This window comes from Stenotrophomonas nitritireducens (assembly GCF_001431425.1).
Taxonomy (GTDB): Bacteria; Pseudomonadota; Gammaproteobacteria; order Xanthomonadales; family Xanthomonadaceae; genus Stenotrophomonas; species Stenotrophomonas nitritireducens.
Genome location: NZ_LDJG01000002.1, coordinates 106,023 through 129,364 on the forward strand (window position 1 = coordinate 106,023; position 23,342 = coordinate 129,364).

At 69.8% G+C, this 23,342-nt stretch carries 18 protein-coding genes; 9 read left to right on the plus strand and 9 right to left on the minus strand.

The features are described 5' to 3' along the window. Positions 1-128: 128 nt before the first annotated feature. Positions 129-1,943 carry a monovalent cation:proton antiporter-2 (CPA2) family protein gene (locus ABB22_RS01305; protein ID WP_055767119.1) on the minus strand — a complete coding sequence of 605 codons (1,815 nt, stop codon included), beginning with the start codon at positions 1,941-1,943 and terminating at the stop codon, positions 129-131. Positions 1,944-2,273: 330 nt separating this feature from the next. Between ABB22_RS01305 and mgtE the strand changes: the two genes are divergently transcribed. From mgtE to ABB22_RS01325, 4 genes are all read left to right on the plus strand, one after another. After that, on the plus strand, positions 2,274-3,644 hold the full coding sequence (gene mgtE, locus ABB22_RS01310) for a magnesium transporter (protein ID WP_055767116.1): 1,371 nt from the start codon (positions 2,274-2,276) through the stop codon (positions 3,642-3,644). Between the two features lie 98 nt (positions 3,645-3,742). After that, on the plus strand, positions 3,743-4,114 hold the full coding sequence (locus ABB22_RS01315; protein ID WP_055767114.1) for a helix-turn-helix domain-containing protein: 372 nt from the start codon (positions 3,743-3,745) through the stop codon (positions 4,112-4,114). Between the two features lie 104 nt (positions 4,115-4,218). Beyond that, positions 4,219-6,927 carry a bifunctional acetate--CoA ligase family protein/GNAT family N-acetyltransferase gene (locus ABB22_RS01320; RefSeq protein WP_055767112.1) on the plus strand — a complete coding sequence of 903 codons (2,709 nt, stop codon included), beginning with the start codon at positions 4,219-4,221 and terminating at the stop codon, positions 6,925-6,927. A 271-nt stretch (positions 6,928-7,198) separates the two neighbouring features. Further along, positions 7,199-7,927 (plus strand): alpha/beta fold hydrolase, encoded by a 729-nt coding sequence (locus tag ABB22_RS01325; RefSeq protein WP_055767109.1) that lies wholly within the window; start codon positions 7,199-7,201, stop codon positions 7,925-7,927. 24 nt (positions 7,928-7,951) lie between these two features. On the opposite strand, the gene ABB22_RS01330 is transcribed toward ABB22_RS01325, so the two are convergent. Continuing rightward, positions 7,952-8,254 carry a hypothetical protein gene (locus tag ABB22_RS01330; RefSeq protein ID WP_055767104.1) on the minus strand — a complete coding sequence of 101 codons (303 nt, stop codon included), beginning with the start codon at positions 8,252-8,254 and terminating at the stop codon, positions 7,952-7,954. An 80-nt stretch (positions 8,255-8,334) separates the two neighbouring features. Then, positions 8,335-9,291, minus strand: coding sequence for an aldo/keto reductase (locus ABB22_RS01335; RefSeq protein ID WP_055767101.1), 957 nt, complete (start codon positions 9,289-9,291; stop codon positions 8,335-8,337). A 180-nt stretch (positions 9,292-9,471) separates the two neighbouring features. Here ABB22_RS01335 and ABB22_RS01340 point away from each other — a divergent pair, with 180 nt between their 5' ends. Then, positions 9,472-10,338, plus strand: coding sequence for a class I SAM-dependent methyltransferase (locus ABB22_RS01340; protein WP_152983982.1), 867 nt, complete (start codon positions 9,472-9,474; stop codon positions 10,336-10,338). An 85-nt stretch (positions 10,339-10,423) separates the two neighbouring features. After that, on the plus strand, positions 10,424-10,966 hold the full coding sequence (locus tag ABB22_RS01345) for a pseudouridine synthase (protein WP_055767098.1): 543 nt from the start codon (positions 10,424-10,426) through the stop codon (positions 10,964-10,966). 100 nt (positions 10,967-11,066) lie between these two features. Here ABB22_RS01345 and ABB22_RS01350 read toward each other — a convergent pair whose 3' ends face one another. Further along, positions 11,067-11,420 (minus strand): mitochondrial import receptor subunit TOM20, encoded by a 354-nt coding sequence (locus ABB22_RS01350; RefSeq protein ID WP_055767095.1) that lies wholly within the window; start codon positions 11,418-11,420, stop codon positions 11,067-11,069. Positions 11,421-11,545: 125 nt separating this feature from the next. Continuing rightward, a complete protein-coding gene (gene hrpB / locus ABB22_RS01355; RefSeq protein WP_055767092.1) occupies positions 11,546-14,050 on the minus strand; it encodes an ATP-dependent helicase HrpB in 2,505 nt (834 codons plus the stop codon). Positions 14,051-14,172: 122 nt separating this feature from the next. Between hrpB and ABB22_RS18015 the strand changes: the two genes are divergently transcribed. Both ABB22_RS18015 and ABB22_RS18495 read left to right on the plus strand, forming a co-directional pair. After that, positions 14,173-15,060, plus strand: a complete 888-nt coding sequence (locus ABB22_RS18015; protein WP_152983983.1) for a hypothetical protein — start codon at positions 14,173-14,175, stop codon at positions 15,058-15,060. 180 nt (positions 15,061-15,240) lie between these two features. Further along, positions 15,241-16,860: a hypothetical protein gene (locus ABB22_RS18495; protein ID WP_152983984.1), complete on the plus strand. Its 1,620-nt coding sequence runs from the start codon at positions 15,241-15,243 to the stop codon at positions 16,858-16,860. A 57-nt stretch (positions 16,861-16,917) separates the two neighbouring features. Here the strand turns inward: ABB22_RS18495 and ABB22_RS01375 are convergent, their stop codons facing one another. Beyond that, complete coding sequence (locus ABB22_RS01375; protein WP_055767081.1) at positions 16,918-19,707, minus strand: serine/threonine-protein kinase; 2,790 nt, start codon at positions 19,705-19,707, stop codon at positions 16,918-16,920. Then, complete coding sequence (locus ABB22_RS18360) at positions 19,700-20,176, minus strand: ECF-type sigma factor (protein WP_055767077.1); 477 nt, start codon at positions 20,174-20,176, stop codon at positions 19,700-19,702. Before ABB22_RS18360 ends, ABB22_RS01375 begins: the two co-directional genes overlap by 8 nt. 258 nt (positions 20,177-20,434) lie before the next feature. Here ABB22_RS18360 and ABB22_RS01385 point away from each other — a divergent pair, with 258 nt between their 5' ends. After that, positions 20,435-21,250, plus strand: a complete 816-nt coding sequence (locus ABB22_RS01385; protein ID WP_055767076.1) for a TatD family hydrolase — start codon at positions 20,435-20,437, stop codon at positions 21,248-21,250. Here the strand turns inward: ABB22_RS01385 and ABB22_RS01390 are convergent. Together ABB22_RS01390 and ABB22_RS01395 are read right to left on the minus strand one after the other, a co-directional pair. Beyond that, positions 21,239-22,609 carry a sensor histidine kinase gene (locus ABB22_RS01390; RefSeq protein ID WP_055767073.1) on the minus strand — a complete coding sequence of 457 codons (1,371 nt, stop codon included), beginning with the start codon at positions 22,607-22,609 and terminating at the stop codon, positions 21,239-21,241. The two genes, ABB22_RS01385 and ABB22_RS01390, sit on opposite strands and share 12 nt — an antisense overlap. Then, entirely contained in the window at positions 22,606-23,280 is a 675-nt protein-coding gene (locus tag ABB22_RS01395; RefSeq protein WP_055767070.1) for a response regulator, read from the minus strand. Before ABB22_RS01395 ends, ABB22_RS01390 begins: the two co-directional genes overlap by 4 nt. Positions 23,281-23,342: the final 62 nt, after the last annotated feature.

A 23,342-nucleotide genomic window follows, 5' to 3' on the forward strand; every position in this document is an offset into this window, starting at 1 on the left:
ATATTTCGACAGCACCGCACGGCAGCCGGACGCGCTGCTCGCGCAGGAGCGGCTTCAGCCGCGATGGCGCGTTCCCGGTAAAGTTTCTTCGCGGCGGTAGCGGCTCCCGCAGGGCGCCGGGAGGCGGGCTATTCGCCGCCCGATGCCGGCCTTTCCGCTGCGACCTCGCCGTCGCCGGCGTCGGCTTCGAACAGGTGCATCAGGTCGGTGCGGGCGTCGCGCGAGGTCTGCATCACCGCGGCCTCGTCGTCGTAGACCAGGTGCTGGGCCTTGAGCAGTTTCTCGTCGTGCTCGCGGAAACGGCGAACGTGCTCGCGTGCCGTGTGCTCGGCGATGCCCAGCGCGGTGAGCACGCGCTCGCTGATTTCCAGGCTGGAGCCGAACACCTCGCGGAACGGTTCGGCCGACATGTCCATCAGTTTCCAGGCGTGCTGGCGGTTGCGCGCGCGCGCCAGCACCCTTGCCTGCGGGTACAGCCGGCGTACCAGCCGCACCGCGCGCAGGTTGGTGTCCGGGTCGTCCATGGCCATCACGAACACGCGGATCTGGTCGCCGCCGGCCGCGCGCAGCAGGTCCGGCCGGGTCGGGTCGCCGTAGTAGAGGTGGTTGCCGAAGCGGCGCAGGTCTTCCACCGTGTCCGGATCGGCTTCCAGCGCCACGAACGGGATGCGCTGCGCGGTGAGCAGGCGCGCGACGATCTGGCCGAAGCGGCCCATGCCGGCGATCAGTACCTGCGGATGCTGGGCCTGCGCATCGTTCAGATTGTCCGGCGCGCGCTCCGGGCCAGCGCTCGGCGCATGCGTCCCGAGCAGGTGCTTGAGGCCGATCATCAGCAGCGGGGTCAACGCCATCGACAGGCTGACGATGGCGACCAGCCGGTCGTGATCGATGCGGCCCAGCAGGCTGGCGCGCTCGGCCTCGTTGAACACCACGAAGGCGAACTCGCCGCCCAGCCACAGCACGCTGCCCAGCATCAGCGCGCTGCGCAGCGGCATCCTCGCGGCCAGGCCGATCAGCACCAGCAGGCCGAACTTGACCGCAAGCAGCACACCGACGCCGATGGCGATCACCGTCGGCTCGGCGGCGATGCGCGCCAGGTCGATGCTCATGCCCACCGCGATGAAGAACAGCCCCAGCAGCAGCCCCTTGAACGGTTCGATCTGCGACTCGATCTCGTGGCGGAACTCCGAGTCGGCCAGCAGCACGCCGGCCAGGAACGCGCCCAGGCTGGGGCTCAGGCCCGCTTTCTGCATCAGCCAGGCGGTGCCCAGCACCACCAGCAGCGCGCTGGCGGTGAACACTTCCGGCATGCGCGTGCGCGCGACCATGCCGAACAGGTAACGCAGCACCGGCCGGCCGAGCAGGATCACCACGGCCAGCGCGCCCACCGCGGTGGCCACGTTCTGCCAGGTGAGGGTCTCGTTGCGGATGCCGCCCAGCAGCGGGATCGCCGCCAGCAACGGGATCGCGACCAGGTCCTGGAACAGCAGGATGGCGAAGCCGAAGCGGCCGAAGTCGCTGTTGAGCGCCTTGTGCTCGGACAGCAGCTGCAGGCCGATCGCGGTGGAGGACAGCGCCAGCGCGGTGCCGATCACCAGCGCGCTCTTCCACTGGAAGTGGTACAGCAGCAACAGCCCGCCGAGCACGCCGGCGGCGGTCAGCACCTGCAGCGTGCCGCCGCCGAATACCGGGCGCCGCATCACCATCAGCCGTGCCGGCGACAGTTCCAGGCCGATCAGGAACAGCAGCATCACCACGCCGATCTCGGCGGCATTGAGGATGCGGTCGGCATCCTGCACGAAGGCCAGCACGTGCGGGCCCAGCGCCACGCCGGCGGCGAGATAGCCCAGCACCGCGCCCAGCCCGAACCGCTTGAACACGGGCACGGCGATCACCGCCGCAAGCAGCAGCACCAGGGCCAGCTCCAGACCGCCGCCATGCATCGGTATCACGCTCTAAGAAAAGTGAGGGGAACGGCAGCGTGGCGGCCGGATCGGACGCAGGCGCATGCCTGCACGGAAGAGTACCGCGCACCTGCCGGCTTGGAAAATTTCACGGAACGCCGCTTGACCGCATCGCGCGACGGTCGCAGACTCGCGCAGCCGCCGGTCCATGCCGCGCGGCGATCCCTTCGGAGTCCCACCCATGCCCAGCGACAGTAGCAGTCGATCTCGTTCGACGCCGGTGACGGCGAACGCCTGAGTGGGTGGTTCGCCGGTGCCGGCGTTGCGGTCGCAACCCAGCAGCCGACCGGGTCGGCAAGGCGAAACACGATGAACCAGAAGCAACTCCTGCGGCCGGCAGCAGACGCCAGCACCCTTGGCGCGCCCCTGGCGGAGTTCAACACCGCCGACGCGGTGGTCTACCTCAATCAACTCGAACAGGCCGATGCCGGCGCCGTTCTGGCTGCGCTGCCGTTGCCGCGCGCGGTCAAGCTGCTGGAAGCACCGGAACTGCAGCGCGCCGGCGAACTGGTCGCGGCGATGCCGCCGGCCCGCGCCGCCGCGCTGCTCGGGCTGATGGCCGACGACCGCGCCACCGACATCGTCCACGAGCTGGACGAGGACGAGCGCGCGCGGCTGATCCCGCTGCTCGACCCGGAGGCGCGCCGCTCGATCCAGCTGCTGCTCAGCTACCCGCCCAACACCGCCGGCGCGCTGATGACCACCGAGTTCGTCAGCGTTCCGGCCGACTGGACCGTCGCCCAGACCCTGCAGCACATCCGCGAGGTCGAGCGCACCCGCGAGACGGTCTACGCGATCTACGTGCTCGACCCGCAGACCCGGCAGCTGCTGCAGGTGGTGACCATGCGCCGGCTGATCACCGGCGCGCCGTCCGATTCCATCCTCGACGTGGCCCAGGTCAATCCGCCGGTCAGCGTCGGCCCGCAGCTGGACCAGGAAGAGGTGGCGCAGCTGATCCGCCGCCACGACCTGCTGGCGATCCCGGTGGTGGACGCGCGGCAGCACATGCTCGGCATCGTCACCGTGGACGACATCCTCGATGCGCTGATCGACGAGTCCACCGAGGACGTGCACAAGTTCGGCGGCGTCGAGGCGCTGGACCGGCCGTACATGCAGATCGGCTTCTTCGACATGATCAGGAAGCGCGCCGGCTGGCTGAGCGTGCTGTTCCTCGGCGAGATGCTCACCGCCAGCGCCATGCAGCACTACGAGGACGAGCTGGCGCGCGCGGTGGTGCTGACCCTGTTCATCCCGCTGATCATGAGTTCGGGCGGCAACTCCGGCTCGCAGGCGACCTCGCTGCTGATCCGTTCGCTGGCGCTGCACGAGCTGCGCCTGCGCGACTGGTGGAAGGTGGCCCTGCGCGAGGTGCCCACCGGCGTGGTGCTGGGGGGCATCCTCGGCCTGCTGGCCATCGTGCGCATCACCGTCTGGCAGCTGGCCGGCCTGCACGACTACGGCGAGCACTGGAAGCTGCTGGCGTTCACCATCGGCGCGGCGCTGGTGGGCATCGTCACCTTCGGCTCGCTGTCCGGGTCGATGCTGCCGTTCGTGCTCAAGCGCCTGGGCTTCGACCCGGCCAGCGCCTCGGCGCCGTTCGTGGCGACCCTGGTGGACGTGACCGGCCTGGTCATCTACTTCAGCATCGCCGCGATGATCCTCGGCGGCACGCTGCTGTAGCGCGCTGGCGGTCCGGTGGCGGGCGGTTGTCGCAGGCCTGGCGTGGCACGATCGGCGGCATTGCCTACAGTGGTGGCTCCCTACGCAGGAGCCATCACATGGAGCAGGGCATGAAGCTGGACCCGTCGATCGTCCGTCGCCTGCGCGAGGCCAGGCACTGGTCGCAGGAGCAGCTGGCGGCCGCTGCCGGCCTGAGCCTGCGGACCGTGCAGCGGGTGGAAACCGAGGGCGTCGCCTCGCGCGAGACCCGGGTCTGTCTGGCGGCCGCGCTGGATACCGATGTCGGCGCGATCCTGGAGGCCGCATCCGGTCCGGTCGCCGCGTTCCGCTGGAGTCCATGGGTGCTGCCGATCCTGGCCGGAGTGCTGGTGTTTGCCGTCGGCACCATGCTGGGCGTGCCGCGGATCGTCGATTACTACGCGATCCTGCTGGTCTCCACCGGCGTACTGGGCCATTCGCTCCGGAAGTGACTGCCGCCGCGGGTCGCCGCACGGCGATGCCCGTTTGATCCAGCTCATGCCATCGCCCCCCGCACGCGTGTACCTTTGATCGCGTTCCCGTTGTCGGCGTCGCGATGAGCACCTATCACCTGCAGACCGTGTTCCGTCCCCGTTCCGTGGCCGTGGTCGGCGGCAGTCCGCGCGAACGCTCGGCCGGGCGCGCGGTGGTACGCAATCTGCGCGCGGGCGGCTTCGCCGGGCAGATCGGCTGGGTCAACCCGCGCCATGCCGAAATCGACGGCATGCGCACGGTCAAGCGGCTCAAGGACCTGCCGTGGGTGCCGGATCTGGTGGTGGTCACCACGCCGGCGGCGATGGTGCCGCAGGTGGTGGCCGCCGCCGCCGAACTGGGCGTGGCCGCGGCGATCATCCTCACCGCCGGCCTCGGCCGCGGTGCCGGCTCGCTCGCCGCGCAGGTGGAGGCGGCGGCGCGGCCGAAGGGCATGCGCATCCTCGGCCCGCACTGCCTGGGCGTGATCGCGCCGCACGCGCGACTCAACGCGTCCATCGCCGCGCACACGCCGCAGGCCGGCGACCTGGCGCTGATCTCCGAATCCAGCGCGATAGCGGCCGCGCTGGTGGAGTGGGGCGTGGCGCGCTCGATCGGCTTCTCCGCGGTGGTCTCGCTGGGCGACGCGCTGGACGTGGATTTCGGCGACCTGCTCGACTACTTCGCCGCCGACTACCGTACCCGCGCGATCCTGCTCTACGTCGACCAGATCAGCGACGCGCGCAAGTTCATGTCCGCCGCGCGCGCGGCCGCGCGCGCCAAGCCGGTGGTGGTGGTCAAGTCCGGGCGCCAGCCGCGCAGCGCCGAGGCCCGCGCGCAGACCCATTCGCAGACGCTGGCCGCGTCCGATGCGGTGTACGGGGCGGCCTTCAACCGCGCCGGCCTGCTGCGGGTCAACGCGCTGGACGAACTGTTCACCGCGGCCGAGACGCTGGGCCGGCTCGGTACGTTCCCGGGCCACCGGCTGGCGATCCTCAGCAACGGCGGCGGCATCGGCCGGCTGGCGGTGGACCAGCTGCAGGCGCTGGGCGGCACGCTGGCGGCGTTGTCGCCGGCCACCATCGAGCAGCTGGACCGCGCGCTGCCGCAGGGCTGGTCGCGCGACAACCCGGTCGACATCGTGGTCGACGCCGGCGGCGAGCGCTACGCGGCCGCGGTGGAGGCGCTGCTGGCCGACGAGGCCAACGATGCGCTGCTGGTGGTCAACGTGCCGACCGCGTTCACCTCCTCGGCCGAAGCGGCGCAGGCGCTGACCCGCACGCTCGGCCTGCGTTCGCGGCAGCTGCGCGACAAGCCGGTGTTCGCGGTCTGGCTGGGCAACGACGAACAGGCAACGGCCACGCTCAACACCGCGCGGGTGCCGACCTATCCCAGCGAGGCCGAGGCGGTGCGCGGTTTCCAGCACCTGGTGCGTTACCGCCAGGCGCAGGCGGCGTTGATGGAAACGCCGCCGAGCCTGCCCGCCGATTTCGTGGTGGACGTCGCCGCCGCGCGCGCGCTGGTGGAGGCGGCGCTGGACAACGGCCAGCAATGGCTGGACCCGGTGGCCACGCACGCGCTGCTGCAGGCCTATGGCATTCCGTCGCTGGCGGTGATGGTCGCGCGCGACGCGCACGAGGCGATGGACCTTGCGCAGCCGCTGCTGGAGCGGGGCGCGACCGTCGCGGTGAAGGTGTTCTCGCCGGACATCCCGCACAAGTCCGACGTCGATGGCGTGCGCCTGAACCTGGGCACGCTGCAGGCGGTGCACATGGCGGCGACCTCGATCCTGCAGCGCGCGCGCGAACTGCGCCCGCAGGCACGCATCGAAGGCGTGCTGGTGCAGCCGACGCTGGTGCGGCCCAAGGCGCGCGAGCTGATCGCGGGCATCGCCGACGACCCGGTGTTCGGCCCGGTGCTGGTGTTCGGACGCGGCGGCATCGCGGTGGAAGTGATCGACGACAAGACCCTGGCGCTGCCGCCGCTGGACCTGCGCCTGGCCCACGAGGTGATCGGTCGCACCCGCGTCTCGCGCATCCTCAAGGCCTACGGCGACGTGCCCGCCGCCGACGAGCGCGCGGTGGCGCTGGTGCTGGTCAAGCTGGCGCAGCTGGCCGCCGACATTCCCGAGATCCGCGGCCTGGACCTCAATCCGCTGCTGGCCGACCGCGACGGCGTGATGGCGCTGGACGCGCGCATCGCCATCGCCCCGGTGCGGCGCCTGCACAAGGGCCGCGGCCATCCGCGCTTCGCGATCTTCCCGTACCCGACCGAGTGGGAACGCAGCATCGACCTGTCCGACGGCGGCAAGGCCTTCGTGCGCCCGGTGCGGCCGGAGGACGACGCGCTGTTCCGCGCCTTCTTCGCCCGCGTAAGCGACGACGACCTGCGACTGCGCTTCTTCCAGTCGGTCAAGCATTTCAGCCACGAGTTCATCGCGCGCCTGACCCAGCTCGACTACGCGCGCTCGATCGCGCTGGTGGCCATCGACCCCAGGAGCGGCGACATGCTCGGCGCGGTGCGCCTGCACGCCGACGCCGACTACGACCGCGGCGAGTACGGCATCCTGATCCGCTCCGACCTCAAGGGCCACGGCATCGGCTGGAAGCTGATGCAGATCATGATCGAGTACGCCGGCTGGCAGGGCCTCAACATGGTCGAAGGCCAGGTGCTGCGCGAGAACAGCACCATGCTGGCGATGTGCCGCACGCTGGGCTTCAAGGTCAAGCCCGATCCGGACGATCCGACCCTCATGAACGTCACGCTGCCGGTGCAGCCGCTGGAAACGGCCTGATCCAGCGTCGGGCCGCGATTCCCTGGGCGGCTTCCAGAGGCGCGTGCGAACCGCGCCGGGGCGGTGAAGGCGCGGCCCGCGCCTCCGTTCGCGCCGAGAGAGTTGCCCGGGATGGCCGCGCGTTCGGGCGGCATGCGCTGTGGATGGGCTGCGCGCACGGCCGGCCCACCGGCGTGATCGGCGCCGATCATGCGGACGGCGGCAACGCCAGATTCGGTCGTGGTGCCCGCACCTGCTACCTGTCGGCGGCCGCGGACGCGACAATGGCGCCATGGAAACCGCCATCGCCGGGAACGCGCCCGGGAAAGTTCCGCTGCTGTTGCTGCCCGGCCTGCTCAACGATGCCGAGCTGTGGCGCGCGCAGATCGCCGCCCTGTCCGACATCGCCGACTGCATCGTCGGCGACCAGACCCGCGGCGAAACCCTGCAGGCGGTGGCCGAGGACGTGCTGGCGCAGGCGCCGCCACGCTTCGCGCTGGCCGGGTTCTCGCTGGGCGGGTTCGTCGCCCAGCAGATCCTGCGCATCGCCCCGGAACGCGTGCGGCGGCTGGCGCTGGTCGACACCTCGATCCATGCCGATTCGCCGGAGCGCGCCGCACAGCGCCGCGCGCAGCGGGCCAGCGTGCGCCTGCCCGGCACCTTCCACGGTTTCGGCGACAGGCTGATGCGCAGCTACATCGACGCCTCGCGCCTGGACGACCAGGCGCTGGTGCAGCGCGTGCGCGACATGACCTCGCGCCTGGGCGCGGAAGTGTTCCTGCGGCAGAGCGCGCTGGAGCGGCCCGACGGCCACGACGTGCTGGCCGCCTACCGCGATCCGCTGTTGATCGTGTGCGGCGCCAACGACCGCATCACGCCGCTGCCGGTCAGCGAGGAAATGCACGCGCTGGCGCCGCATTCGCGGCTGGTGGTGCTGCCCGGTTGCGGGCACCTGGCGCCGATGGAGAAGCCCGACGAGGTCAGCGCGGCGCTGCGCGACTGGCTGCATGCGCCGGCCTGACGCGCCTGCCGGATCCTGGGCGCTTCAGTGCAGCGACTGCGCCTGCTCGGCATGGTGCCAGGCATGGCGCACCAGCCAGCGCGCTTCGTCCCACGGCACCGCCAGCGCCGGCGCATGCCGGTGATAGCTGTCCTGCAGCGCGCGGTAGAGCTGTTCCTCGCTGGCGCGCGGCCACGCCAGATAGACCTCGAAGCCCATCTGCAGCAGGCGCCGGTACTGGTCGAAGTCGTGGTGGCCGAGCCGGCCGATGGCATGGACGCTGCGCCAATAGGCCATCTCGGCGTCCACATCGAGGCTGCGAAGGCTTGCAGTGTGCGGGTTCTGCATGAGCGGTCTCCGTTCGCGGTCCGCCCCCTGTAGGCCGGATGCTACGACCGGGTCGGCGCGGGGTTCAACCCGCGCCGCATTCAGGCTTCGGCGCTGGCGGCATCCAGCTGGGCGATTTCCTGCGCCGACAGCGACAGCCGCGCGGCGGCGAGGATCTCGTGCAGCTGCGCCACGCCGGTGGCGCTGACGATGGGCGCGGTGATGCCGGGCCGTGCGATCAGCCAGGCCAGTGCGACCTGCGCCGGCGTCGCCCGGTGCGCGGCGGCGACATCGTCGAGCGCGGCGAGGATGCGCAGCCCGCGCGGGTTCAGATAATGCGCGACGACCTTGGCGCCGCGCGCGCCGCTTTTGCCGGCGTCGTCGGCGCTGCGGTACTTGCCGCTGAGGAAGCCGCTGGCCAGCGCGTAATAGCCGATCACGCCCAGCTCCTGTCCGCGCGCCAGCGGCTCCAGTTCCGCTTCGTAGCCGGCGCGGTCGTAGAGGTTGTACTCGGGCTGCAGGCTCTCGTAGCGCGGCAGGTGGTAATCGGCCGATACCTTCAGCGCATCGCGCAGGCGGGACGCGCTGTAGTTGGACGCGCCGATCGCCCGGACCTTGCCGGCTTCGACCAGGCGCGCGAAGGCGCCCAGGGTTTCCTCCAGCGGCACCGATTCGTCGTCCTCGTGCGCCTGGTACAGGTCGATCACGTCGGTGCGCAGGCGCCGCAGCGAGTCGTCGACGGCGGCATGGATGTTGTCGGCCGACAGGCCCGGGCGCTCGGCCCATTTGCCGACCTTGGTGGCGAGCACCACCTTGTCGCGCCTGCCGCCGCGGCCGAGCCAGCGGCCGATGATGGTTTCCGATTCGCCGCCCTTGTTGCCCGGCACCCACGCCGGATACACGTCGGCGGTATCGACCAGGTTGAAGCCGGCCTCGACGAAGGCGTCGAGCAGGGCGAAGGCGGTCTTCTCGTCCGCGCTCCAGCCGAAGACGTTGCCGCCGAACGCAATGGGGCCGACCTGCAGGCCGGAACGGCCGAGTTCGCGGAACCGGGTCATGCGCACCTCCTTGGAATCGGCATAACAGCATAGACGCCGCATATGCCGGTTCCGTTGCGACGAGGTGAAAACAGCGTTCCGCATGAGCTGCGCGCGCTAACGGGTCGTGAACATTCCAGCCCTGCGAGCGCATCGCACGCGCGTGCTAGGCTCGCTGCACTCCAACCGTGGAACATTCCGATGAAGACGACCGCCCCGTTGGTTGCCGCCTGCCTGCTGTTCGCCGCGCTGCCCGTTGCCGCGCAGGAGCACGCGCACGCCGGCCACGACCACGCCGCCATGCATGGCGCCCCGGCCTCCGCGCCGTTGCAGGCCGCCGTGTCCGGCGACTGGCGCAGCGCCGCCAACGCCGCGCGCGACCAATACCGGCATCCGCTGCAGACGCTGGAATTCTTCGGCGTGCAGCCGCAGCAGACGGTGATCGAGATCACCCCGGGCGGTGGCTGGTACTCCGAGATCCTGGCGCCGTACCTGCGCGGGCAGGGGCATTACGTGGCGGCGGTGGTCGATCCGCAGGCCCTGCCGGCCGGCGGCGGCCGCGACTACCAGCAGCGCACCCGCGACGGGCTGGAAAAGAAGTTCGCCGGCGCGCCGGCGCTGTTCGACAAGACCACGGTCGTCGCCTACGACCCGGCCGCGCCGGTGCTCGGCAAGCCGGGTTCGGCCGACGTGGTGCTGACCTTCCGCAACGTGCACAACTGGCGCGCCAGCAACCAGGCCGAGGGCATGTTCCGCGCGTTCTTCGCGGTGCTCAGGCCGGGCGGCACGCTGGGGGTGGTGGAGCACCGCGCCAAGGCCGACGTTCCGGCCGACGACAAGAGCGGTTACGTCGGCCAGGCGCAGGTGATCGCCATGGCCGAGGCGGCCGGTTTCAAGCTCGAGGAACGCAGCGAGATCAACGCCAATCCGCGCGATACCAAGGACCATCCCAACGGCGTGTGGACGCTGCCGCCTTCCAACACCCACGATGCCGCCGACGATGCCAGGTACAAGGCCATCGGCGAGAGCGACCGGATGACGCTGCGGTTCGTGAAGCCGCGCCCGTAACGCGTCTGGTTGTTGTACAGGCAAGGGCCGCCATCGCTGCGGCCCTTGCCGCTTCCGCGCCGCTGATTTCCTCTTCGTGTCCGCCATGCTCATCGCCTTCAACAAGCCCTTCAACGTCCTGTGCCAGTTCACCGACCGCAGCCAGCCGCCGCGGGCGACGCTGGCCGGTTTCGGGTTGCCGAAGGACGTGTATGCGGCCGGGCGCCTGGATTACGACAGCGAGGGCCTGCTGCTGCTCACCGATGACGGCGGCCTCGCGCACCGGTTGACCGATCCGCGCCACAAGCAGGACAAGACCTACTGGGTGCAGGTGGAGGGTATGCCGGCGCCGGAGAAGCTGCAGGCACTGCGCGACGGCGTGCTGCTCAACGATGGGCCGACCCTGCCGGCGCGCGTGCAGTGGCTGGAAACGGCGCCGGCGCTGTGGCCGCGCGATCCCCCGGTGCGTTTCCGCAGGACCGTGCCCGATGCCTGGCTGGCGGTCACGATCCGCGAGGGGCGCAACCGCCAGGTGCGGCGCATGACCGCCGCGGTAGGCCTGCCGACCCTGCGCCTGGTGCGCGCCTCGATGGGGCCGCATGCGCTGGATGGCCTGCAGCCCGGGCAGTGGCGGTGGGTCGGTGAATAGGAACGGGTGAGGGCAGCGCAAGAGCCCAGGGCAGGTTCACATGCAGCTTGAACGCATGCGGTTCCTGCCTCTACCCGTTCCTTTTCACGCGTTCCCTGCTTCAGGTGTCGCTGCCGATATCGCTGGTTTCGTCCACCGTGGTGGTGGCGCGGCGGCGCTGGGCGATCTGCTGCGATTTCGCCTCCAGCGCGGCATTGTCGCGCTTGTTCTTGCGGTAGATCGCGTAGCCGATCAGGCCCAGGCCGACCGCGGCCACGGCGACGGTGGCGGTGGGGTTGCGGCGCGCCGCGCGGCCGACCGCGCGGCCGCCGGTCTTCATCGCACCGATCGCGGCACCGGCCTTGAGCCAGTCGGCGGCATTGGAACCTCCGCTCTTGAGGCTGTCGCCGGCGTGGCTGGCCAGTTCCATGGCCCGTTCCAGGGCCGTTCCGGTGATGTCGCTGAACTTGCTCATGGGGATCCTCGGTTGCAGGGGCAGGCACGCAGTGTCGCGGGACGGGCGTGCAGGAAATGTTAGCCGCGCCCACGCATGAATCTGCAGTCCAGTATTCTTTCACCGTCGCCACGGGAGATGGATCTTCACGTCCCGCGTGGTTTTGCCCGGTGTGTTGCAGTCGCGCTCCACGGATCATCAGGCCAAGGGTGTCTGGGATACCGCCCCTTCATCTCCTTCTTCACCTCGGCATAGGTGTTCTGCCAGAAGTTGCGCAGGTCGCCCGTGACCTGCAGCGGCTTGCCGCCGGGGGAGAGCAGGTGCAGCAGCAGCGGTATGCGGCCATCGGCGATGCGCGGGGTGTCGGCCAGGCCGAACAGTTCCTGCAGTTTCACCGCCAGCACCGGCGGGCGCGGGGTGATGCCGTCGTCGTCCATCGCGTAGTCGATGGCGCGCTCCATGCCGGACGGCACGCCGATGCGCACCGGTGCATGACGGTCGATCAGCTGGCGTGCGTTCCAGTCGACGCCGGACTTCAGCGCCTCGCCCAGTTCCTGCTCGCCGAGAGCGTCCAGTCGGGTCTTGCCGGCGAAGGCCGGCAGCAGCCAGTCGTCGAGCGTGGCCAGCAGCGCCGCGTCGGACAGGTCCGGCAGTTCCAGTTCCGGCATCCAGTGGCGCAGGCCCTGCACGCGATGGCGCCATTGCCGCAGGTTGCCGGTCCACGGCAGGGCGTCCAGCCCCAGTTCGCCGACCGCGTCGGTGAGCGCGCGCGCGGCCTGCGCCGGATCGACCTTTCCGGCCGGGCGGCTGTCCAGCACGATGCGGTCGAAGCCGGATTCGCGGCGGGCCTCCAGCGCCCGCCGTTCGCTGTTCCAGCGCACCACGTCGTGCTGGTGGAAGCGCCTCGGGAAATCGCTGCGCAGGCGCGCTTCGTCCACCGGCGCGGCGCGCAGCAGCAGGGCATCGCGGGCCTCGAAGCGCAGTTCGCTGACCACCAGCCAGGGTTCGCCGCGCAGGTCGCTGTTGTCGAACAGGCGCGCGCTGCGGCCATTGGCCAGCTGGTAGCGCAGCGGATCATTCGGATGGCGCGCGGCGATGCGGTCGGGAAAGGCGTGGGCGAGCAGGTCGCCGAGCTCGTGCGCTTCGATGTCGGCCGGCGGCGTGGCATCGCAGCGCAGGCGCCGCCGCCACTGCCGGGCCGCCGCGTCGATCGCGGCCAGGGCGCTGCGACTGGCGTCGTGCGCCGCGCGCCCGTTGCGGAACGCGGCCAGCGCGCGCCAGCGCGCGGCCAGGGCATCGCCGCCGTGGCGCAGCGGATCGCGGGCTTCCAGCAAGGTGGCCAGGTCGGCGGCCAATGCCTGCTCGCGCGGATTGGCCGCGGCGATCAGCATCGCCGACAGGCGCGGGTGCGTGCCCAGCGCGAGCATGCGCTTGCCGGCAGCGGTGATGCCGGCGTTGTCGCCCAGCGCGCCCAGCCGTTGCAGCAGCTCGCGCGCGGCGGCCAGCGCACCGGCTGGCGGTGGGTCGACGAAGCGCAGGTCGTCGCTGCCCCAGGCGGCCAGTTCCAGCACCAGCGCGGCCAGCTCCACCTGCGCCATCTCCGGCCGCCGCTGCGGTTCCAGCCGCTGCGATTGCGGCCACAACCGCAGCGCCCAGCCGGCGGCCACGCGACCGGCACGGCCGGCGCGCTGGTCGGCCGAAGCCTGCGAGATCGCCACCGCGTCCAGCCGCGAGAAACCGCTGTTGGGGTCGTAGCGCGGCTCGCGCGCCAGGCCGGCGTCGATCACCACGCGCACGCCGGGCAGGGTCACCGAGGATTCGGCCACGTTGGTGGCCAGCACCACGCGGCGGCGCCCGTCCGGATCGGGCTGCAGCACGCGCGACTGCTGTTCGACGGGCAGTTCGCCATGCAGCGGCAGGACATCGCTGTCGCCCGGAAGCACCGGCTCCAGCGCGGCCTGCACGCGCGCGATCTCGCGCTGCCCCGGCAGGAACACCAGCACGTCGCCCGGATGCGTCGCCAGCGCATGTTCGACCGCCCGCCGCGCCTGCGCTTCCAGCGCCTCGTCGCGCCGCGCCGGGAAGTGGCTCACGTCCACCGGGAAGCTGCGGCCCTCGCTGGACAGGCGCGGCGCGTCGAGGAAGCCCGCCAGCCGCTCGCCGTCGAGCGTGGCCGACATCACCACGATGCGCAGGTCCTCGCGCAGCCCGGCCTGCACGTCCAGCGCCAGCGCCAGCCCGAGATCGGCGGACAGGTGGCGTTCGTGGAATTCATCGAACAGCAGTGCGCCCACCCCTTCAAGCAGGGGGTCGTCCTGCAGCATGCGGGTGAGGATGCCCTCGGTGACGACCTCGATGCGGGTGCGCGCGGAGACCTTGTTCTCGAAGCGGATGCGGTAGCCGACGGTCTCGCCGACCGGTTCGCCGAGCTGCCGGGCCATGAACTGCGCGGCGCTGCGCGCGGCAACCCGGCGCGGCTCCAGCATCACGATTTTCCCGCCCTGCAGCCAGGGCGCGTCGAGCAGCGCCAGCGGCACCTGGGTGGTCTTGCCGGCGCCGGGCGGGGCTTCGAGCACCAGGCGCGGGTGCGTGACGAGGCTGTCGGTGATCCGCGGCAGCAGTGGGGAAATAGGGAATTCGGCGACTTTCATGTGTGCGCAAGCATACGCGCTCGCCATGCGCGCCCGGCAGGCCAACGACAGGCGTGGATGGTCGTTTCCGCCACCTTCCCGGGCGAAACAGGTCGCTTCCAGCCGGGGGTATTCGCGTTCCGATGATCCTTTCCATCCCCTTCCTGCGCGTTGATGGGATGCACGGCCGAAGTGGGCGCAGCCCACTCCTGCCCACCTCCACCAAGAGACTCACTCCCATGCGTATGACATCAACATCCCCCTTCGCTTTGCTGGCGCTATCGGTTCTGCTGGCATGTCCGGCCTGTCAACCCGCTGCGAACACGGATGTACCTGTCACGAGCGCCAATGAGCTTGCCGCCAATGCCGATGAGCCGGTCGCAAACGCTGATGAATCTGCCGCGAACGCCGATGCGCCTGCCGCGAACACTGACGAACCGGCCGCGAACGCCCATGAGCCTGTCGCAGACGCCGGTAAAGGCGGAAAACTATGCTCACCCAGAACATCAGAAAAACTGGCGGTTGAGTTCATCAACAACTCCAGCCAGTCCGTCAATTTCCACTGGATGGAATTTGATTGCACGGAAGGCGGCGGGCCGTCATTGGCACCTGGACAACGGGAAAAGGCCGTCACCCACCCCGGTCACATTTTCCTGGCGCGTGGCGAAGGCGATCAGGTTCTGCGCACCTTCACGGCATCTGCCGATGCCCAGACCTTCGTCGTGGATGACGCTCTGATTGCACGGATAGCCAAGGAAGGTGAACCCTATACCGAAGGCAATTGTTCGCCGAAAACCGAAGGCCGGTTCAACGTTGAGTTCATCAACCATCTGAATGAGCCGGTCAGGATGCAGTGGATCGGGTTCGACTGCACGGTCCGGATGCTTCGCACGGTTCCCGCGAACGGAAAAACCAGGGAAATGACCTACCCCGGCCATATTTTCCGATTCGTTGATTCGGTCGGGCGCCAGCTCGCCACGTTTGATGTTTCCCCTGACGACGAGCAGCCCTACCACGTTTCCGATGACTGACTGCACTCCCGGTGCCCTCCTCCGGGACGTTGACAGCGGTGGTGCCAGCGGTTTGCAGGGGGTGAAAGGGACTCACCCGATGATCCTTTTCATCCCCTTCCTGCGCGTTTGTCGAGTGACCGATTGCCGTCATCACGGTAACGGCATCTTCCATTCGCTCCGAACCTGAGGAACCTCTCCATGGAACTCCCATCTCCACGTATCAAGCCGATGCGCACACGGCTTGCGCACGCCCTTTTCGGGGCATCGCTCACGGCCGTCGGCCTTGGCGCTGCGCTGCTGGCCCCCGTGCCTGCGCTGGCGCAGGTCGCCGCCTGGCAGACAGGGGCGCAGCCCATCGAGTTCGTGCGCGGGCATAAACACTGGTCCGAAACGCGCAGCCACTTCGTCGTCCTCAACCCCGATGGCAATCTTGTCGTGGCAAAGGCCGATGGCGGTTACGTCTGGGGCTTCGACACCCAGCCCAATATCGATCATCGGCTCGTGGGCCGGGTGGCCTGGCAGCCGGACGGCAATCTGGTGGCCTATGACGCAAAGGGCGGCTATCTCTGGTCGGCCCTGAGCAAGGATCCGGACAGTAGAAGCCGGCTGGTGTTGCAGTCCAACGGTGCGCTCCAGATCGTCTCCCCGCAACGTGGCGTGCTGTGGTCCAGCGACGGAAAACTCTCGGCACCTGGCGCTGCCCCGGTGACGACGGCGCCTGCGCCTGCACCCAAACCGGCACCCGCGCCGGCAGCGCCAGCACCTGCTGCCGAAGGCGTCGCGGGCAAGGGTTTTCCTTTTACTGCCGGGCAAACCATCCCGCAGGACGTGGAGTTCATTTCGCCTTCCAAACGCCACTTCCTGACCTTCCAGCGCAGTGGCAACCTGGTGGTCGCTTCTGCGGGCAAAAAGGCCTTCCTCTGGGGCCTGAACGTGCTGCCTGCGGTGGACTTCAGGCAGATACGCAGTGTCCGCCTGTCCAGCGATGGCAACCTTGTGGGCCTTGGCGAAAAGGGCAACATCATCTGGAAGGCGCTCAACGCCAACCCCGACCCCGCCTCGCGTCTGGAACTGTCCTATGGCGGCGCACTGCAATTGGTCTCGCCCAGCCGGGGCATCCTGTGGTCCAGCGACGGCATCCTTGAGCAGCCGATCCGGGTGGATTCGCGCCCGGCCGGCGTGAGCGCCTGCAAGCCCGAGGCTGGATGGAGCAAGTGTGTGCAGTTGGCAAGCCCGACCATCAAGATCATGGGCACCCCGAAAGTCAGCGACCAGGCGATAACCGCCGCTGCCAACGTGTACGCGGGGATGTTTGCCCGGCTCAAGCCGGCCTTCCCCGGCAGTTCGTTCAACGAATTCCGCGTCTATATGACCAACGGCGAAACCGAGCGGCAACTGGCCGCCCTGCCGGTGGTGGGCCAGATGTGGACGGATGGCTACGGCCCGAGGAGCCGGGCGGCGCTGCGGGGCGGTGCATCGCATGACTTCCTGTGGATCGAGGAACAGATGATCTGCAAGGAAGGCATCGTGACCCGCAACGAGGACTTCGCCGCAGGCCGCGCCGCCACCGGGGACAATGCCTACCGCAGCTTCGATCAGGTCATCCATGAAATGGCCCATTCCATCGATAGTCGCTACAAGCTGATGGATACGCGCCTGCGCAGGGCCTACCAGGGCGACCCGACCGAGCAGTTCCCGCAGGGCGTGCAGGCGTGGTTCGGCGCGCCGGTACGCGAGTTCGGTGCCCAGGAAAGGGTGCTGTTGCAGGATTTGTTCACCGCCCGCGCCACGTTCTCGTGCGAGGGCGTTGTCCGCTGACGGCAGCGACCTGTCGCGATGCAGCCGGGTGCAATGCCATTGCGCCCGGCTGCCGCGTCATTCCTTCAGCAGGCGACGGTAGGCCGAATCGAGCGGGTAGGCCGCTTCCAGCCGGGGGCGGTATTCGCGTTCCAATGCCAGCGCGGCGCGGGTGTCGCCGGCGTCGCGCAGGGCGCGCGTATGGGCAAGGGCGTAACGGGCGGTACGCGGGTTGCGTGCGCCCTGGTCGTCGCGGGTGATCTGATAGGCGGCACGGGCCTGTGCCAGCGCGCCTGCCATGTCGCCACGCGCATGCGCGATGGCCGCGCGCGTGGCGGCGGTGCGGGAGCGCAATTCCGGCTCGACACCTGTACCGGCCGATGCGACCAGATCCAGCAGCTTGTCCGCTTCTGCGTAGTCGCCGTGCGCCACATGCCACCGCGCCAGCGGCAGGCGCGCATAGGCCAGCCCCACCGCGCTGTCCTGTGCGGCAGTGCGGTCGGCAATGACCCTTTCCAGCAGGCCACGCGCCTCGGCATCGGCATGGCCGGCTTCGATGAGGGCCTGCGCCAGCGTGGTTCTCAACACCAGCAGGCGATTCTTGTCGCGCCCCTCCACGAGGGTTTCGTAGAGGTCGCGGGCCTGTCGCAGTTGCACCACGGCGGTTTCGAACTGACCACGCTGGAAGCTGAGCCAACCCGTGTGGAAAACAGCCTGCGCATACTGGAAGCTGTGCGCACCGTGCAGGCGCAGCAGCACCGGTACCCCCTTGGCCAGCGCCGCATCCGCCTCATCGAAGCGGCCCTGTTCGGCCAGCGGCATGGAAAGCGAGACACGTAGTTTCGCCAGGGTTGAGCTGTCTTCGCCGAACAATTCGCGGGTCAAGGCGATGCGCTCGCGCGAGACTGCCCATGCCCTGTCGTAGTCGCCGCCGAGATATTCCAGCGTGGTCTGTATCTGCTGGAGCAACGCAAGGTAGTCGCGCGTATGTGCGGCACTGGCATCGGCCAGCATCCGGCGCGCGCGCTCGCAATCGTTCAGGGCCTGCGCGTGGTCGCCGCCGCCGGAATGGAGCCTGCACAGGCCGCGCAAGCTCCGTGCAATTGCCGTCGGGTCCGCCTTTCCGGCTTCGCGCAGCGCCAATGCCTGCTGTGCGGCGTCCAGTTCACCGGCTGCCTGTGCCAGGGTTTCGTAGGCGTCGGCAAGCAACAAATCATCGCCTTTGCCGTGGCGGCGCACGAGGTCGAATGCACGTCGGGCGGCGTCTTCCGCCTCCTCGCTGGAGCCGATAACGGAATGGATGCTCGCCGCCTTGGCGCGCAGGCTGCGCGCGGCGGCCAGTGGGTCGTTCACGGTCGGGCGCAGATGCAGCTGCGCTGCCTCCTCCAGCAGTGGCGCGCCAACGTCGCCCTCGTTGATGCCGGAATAGGCGTTGCCCAGGGCTTCCAGCAGGCGCGCACGCACGCGCGGCTGGTCGGCCAGTTCCTCGTTCACCTGCTTGCGGCCACGGTCCAGCACGTCACGGGCGCTGAAATCATGGCGCTCGGCCTGGGTCGGGTCGGACAGTGAAAAGGCCGACACCAGGAACTCGGTGGTGCGGTCGGCCACTTCCGCCTGGAGGCGCGCCTCGCGCTCGGCCAGCACGGTGCGCCAGGTGAACGCACTCACCACCGCCAGCAGCGACGTACCGACCGCCAGCGGCCAGCGGTTGCGTTGCACGAAACGCTGTGCGCGGTAGCTCCACTGCCCGCGCCGCGCCAGCACCGGGCGCGCGCCGAGGAAGTGTTCCACGTCTGCGGCGAGTTCACGCACGGAGGCATAACGCTGCGCCGGTTCGCGGCGCAGTGCCTTGAGCACGATGGCGTCGATGTCGGCGGGGATGTGCAGCCCTTTCGCACGCGGTGCGGCGACGTGTTCGTCATCGTCCTTGCCGCTGCGCCTGCGGTGCTGGCTGGGTGGGGTGATGACGCCGGACAGGATGGCGCTGGCGCGTGCGTGGTCGGTATCCAGGTGCGCGAAGGGGCGCACGCCGGCCAGCAGTTCGTACAGCACCACGCCCAACGACCACACGTCGCAGGCCGTTCCCAGCGGTTTGCCGTCGATCTGTTCGGGGCTGGCATAGGCCGGCGTCATCGCCTGTGTCGCCGTGGCGAGCATCGCATCGGCATCGAGCAGGCGCGCGATGCCGAAATCCAGCAGCTTCGGCTCGCCACGTGCATCGACGAGGATGTTGGCGGGCTTGAGGTCACGATGGATGACCAGTCGCTCGTGCGCATACGACACTGCTGCGCAGACTTTCAGGAACAGGCCAAGGCGTGCGCGAAGATCCAGCGCCCTGGCATCGCACCAGCGGTCGATGCGCTGCCCCTCGACGTATTCCATCGCAAGGAACGGCTCGCCTTCGGCATCCACGCCGGCGTCGACCAGCTGCGCGATGTTGGAGTGGTTCAGGCTGGCGAGGATGCGCTGTTCCTCCGCGAAGCGCGCATGCAGCGAAACGGCACCGGCATGCAGCCGCTTCAGTGCCACGCGCTGCCGTGCGCCGCCAGCCTCGCGTTCGGCCAGCCACACCACGCCCATGCCGCCTTCGCCCAGGCGCTTGACGAGCCGGTAGCGGCCCGGCGCGGTGGGATGGATGTGAAGGTCGGCTTCAAGTGCCTCGGCGGCGGCAGTGACGACGCGGGGAATGGCGTCCAGCGCGGTATCGTCGGCGGCAGCAACCAGCCATTCGACCTCGCGCCGCAAGGCTGCATCGGCGCCGCATTGCGCCTCCAGATATGCGGCGCGCGCCTCCGGTGCGCGTTCCAGAACCGCATGCGCGATGGCTGTTGCGCGGGCGTAACGCTCGTCGCCGACGCCCTCAGGCATCGGCCAGCTCACGCCGCAGCCACGCCCGCGCCATGCGCCAGTCGCGCACGACGGTGGGGCGCGCCACGCCGAGTACGTCGGCGATTTCTTCCAGCTCCAGCCCGGCGAAGAACTTCAGGTCGACCACCTGCGCCTGCCGTTGGCTGAGGCCGGCAAGGCGTTCAAGTGCTTCATCAAGGCCGAGCAAATCCGCCTGCGCTTCCGGCACGTCGATTTCCGCGATGTCCACGCGCCGGTTCGGTGGCGGGCGCTTGGCCGCTGCGTTGCGGCGTGCGATGTCCACCAGAACCCGCCGCATCATCTGCGCGGCAAGTCCCAGGAACTGCGCGCGGTTGGCCATGTCCAGTTGCTGCTGGCCCAGCACCCGCAAACAGGCTTCGTTGACCAGTGCCGTGGTCTGCAGGGTGTGGCCCTCGCGCTCGCCGCGCATCGCGCGGGAAGCCAGTACCTTCAGCTCGGCGTAGAACATCGGCGAAAGCCCGCCCTCCGTAGCGACAACCGTTGCAGCGCGACGAGGCAGGGGATCCAGCGAAATCGGCATGGGCAACGGGCGGCAACGTAACAGGATGGCGGAGCAAGATGGCATCATCCCCGGGCCTGGACAAGCCCCGCCGGGAAGCGAGAGGAGCCTGCCGGCAGCGCCGCACCGGTGGTTCGGCGGTGCAGTTTGGTCGCCGCTCGCGCCGCTCGTACAATTCCCGTCTTCCCATTTCCGATTCCCGGCTTCATGCAACTGATCGACATCGGCGCCAACCTTACCCACGAATCCTTCGTGCGCGACCTGGACGCGGTGCTCGAGCGCGCGCGTGCCGCCGGCGTGGCGCAGATGGTGGTGACCGGCGCCAGCCGCGAGCATTCGCCGATGGCACTGGAACTGGCGCGGCAACATCCCGGCTTCCTGTACGCCACCGCCGGCGTGCATCCGCACCACGCGGTCGAGTACACCGACGAATGCGACGCGGAAATGCGCGCGCTGCACGCGCACCCGGAAGTGGTGGCGGTGGGCGAATGCGGGCTGGACTACAATCGTGATTTCTCGCCGCGCCCGGCGCAGCGCAGGGCGTTCGAACGCCAGCTGCAGATCGCCGCGGACCTCGCCGTCGACGGCGTGGGCAAGCCGCTGTTCCTGCACCAGCGCGACGCGCACGACGACTTCCTGGCGATGATGAAGAACTTCGACGGCCGGCTCGGCCCGGCGGTGGTGCACTGCTTCACCGCCGAGCGTCGCGAGCTGTTCGACTACCTGGACCGCGACTGGCACATCGGCATCACCGGCTGGCTGTGCGACGAGCGCCGCGGCGCGCACCTGCGCGAACTGGTGAGGCACATCCCGGCCGGGCGGTTGATGATCGAGACCGATGCGCCCTACCTGCTGCCGCGCACGTTGCGGCCGCTGCCCAAGGACCGCCGCAACGAGCCGGCGTTCCTGCCGCACATCGTCGAGGAACTGGCGCGCGACCGCGGCGAGGACGTGGCGCTGACCGCGGCCAACGCCACTGCCACCACGCGCAAGTTCTTCCGCCTGCCGGCGTCAGCCGGCTGAGCCGGGAAATGCCACCGTCGCCCGCGCGCCGCCTTCCGGCGATGCCTCCAGCGCGAAGCGGGCGCCATGCAGGTTGGCGATCTCGCTGACGATGGACAGGCCCAGCCCGCAGCCATCGCCGTCGGTGTCCAGCCGGTAGAACCGTTCCAGCACGCGCGCGCGTTCGCCGGCGGGAATGCCCGGGCCATCGTCGTCCACGCGCAGGGTCGGCGGCGTGGCGGACAGGCTCAGGGTCACCCGCCCGTCGCGGCGGCCGTAGCGCAGCGCGTTGTCGAGCAGGTTGCCGATCATCTCGCGCAGCAGCTGGGCTTCGCCCTCGACCGGCACGCCCTGTTCCGGGCCGTCGTAGCCCAGGTCCGCGCCCTGGGCGATGGCGCGGTCGGCATGGCGCTCCAGTTCGTCGCGGCACAGCGCGGCCAGGTCCAGCGGACGCAGCCGCAGCGCGCCGCTGCCGGCTGTCTCCGAGCGGTTGAGCATCAGGATCTGGTGGGTGAGGTGATGCAGCCGGGTCAGGCCGTCCAGCACCGCGTCGAGCGCGGCCCGGCGGGCGTCGCCGTCGGTCTCGCGCAGTGCGCTTTCCAGTCGCACCTGCAGTGCCGCCAGCGGCGTGCGCAGCTGGTGCGCGGCATTGGCGACGAAGCGCTGCTGCTGTTGCTGCGCGTCGACCAGGCGCCCGATCAGGGTGTTGATGGCGTCCAGCGCCGGCTGCAGTTCGCGCGGGCTGTCGCCGTGCAGCGGCAGCGGCCGCAGCTGCTGCACGTCGAACGCGGCCAGGCGCTGCGTGGCGCGGTTGACGTTGCCGACCACCGCCGCGGTGCCCCAGCGCAGCGCCGCCGCCGCCAGCAGCAGCACCACGGCCTGCAGTGGCAGGCTGGACAGCAGCAGGCGCCGCTCCAGGCGGTGCCGCTTGATCCGGGTCTCCGCCACGCGGACAAGCACCGGCCGCCGCGCGCCGGGCAGGGCGATGGCGACCTGCACCGCGCGCACGGCTTCGCCGTCGATCCAGGCGTCGTAGTACAGCGGTTCGCCGTTGCCGGGCACGGCCGGCGCCGGCACCGGCCGATCGCCGAACAGGAGGCGTCCGTCGTCGGCGACCTGGCCGTAGACGCGGTCCACCGTGTCCCAGCGGAACATGCGCGCGGTGGCATCGCTCATGGCGATGCCGGCGTTGCCGTCGCGCACGTACAGCAGCTGCGACAGCGACATCGCCGAGTCCCACAGCCAGCGGTCGTAGACCTGGCCGGCGTAGTGCCGCGCCAGTGCGAAGGACGCCACCGCGCTGGCCAGCAGCAGCAGCAGCAGCGGCAACCACAGCCGGCGCAGCAGCAGCGAGCGCAGGCTGGCCGGGGCTCGCGTCACGGCATGGCCTCGATCCGGTAGCCCAGCCCGCGCAGCATGCGGATGCCGGCGCCGGCGCCGGCATCGGACAGCTTGCGGCGCAGGCGGCTGAGGTGGACCTCGATCACCGACAGGTTGGCGTCGGCGTCCCAGTTGTAGACCGCGTCGAACAGGCGCTGCTTGGACACCACGCGCCCGGGCTGCTGCATCAGGATCTCGATCAGCGCCAGCTCGCGCGCGGTCAGTTCCAGCGGCGTGCCGTCGTCCAGGCGCGCGCCGCGGATGCCGGCATCGAACACCAGCCGGCCGATGCACTGCAGTTGCGCGCCATTGCCGCGCCGGCGCACCAGTGCGCGCACCCGCGCTTCCAGTTCGCCCAGCGCGAAGGGCTTGGGCAGGTAGTCGTCGGCGCCCGAATCCAGCCCGCGGATGCGGTCTTCCACGCCATCGCGCGCGGTGAGGATCAGCACCGGCGTGTCCATCCCGGTGCGGCGCAGCTGCGCCAGCAGGTCCAGTCCGTCGCCATCGGGCAGGCCCAGGTCGAGGATCAGCAGGTCGTAGTCCACCGCGTCGAGCGCGGCCGGCACGAGCTGCGCGCGGTCCAGGTGGTCGCACGCATGCCCGCCCTGCGCCAGCGCGCGCAACAGGCCTTCGGCGAGTCTACGGTCGTCTTCGATCAGCAGGATACGCATTGCAAGTTTCGCGCAAGGTTTTGGTCAGTTTCCCGCAAGTTCGCCACCTTATCGTGCCGGCG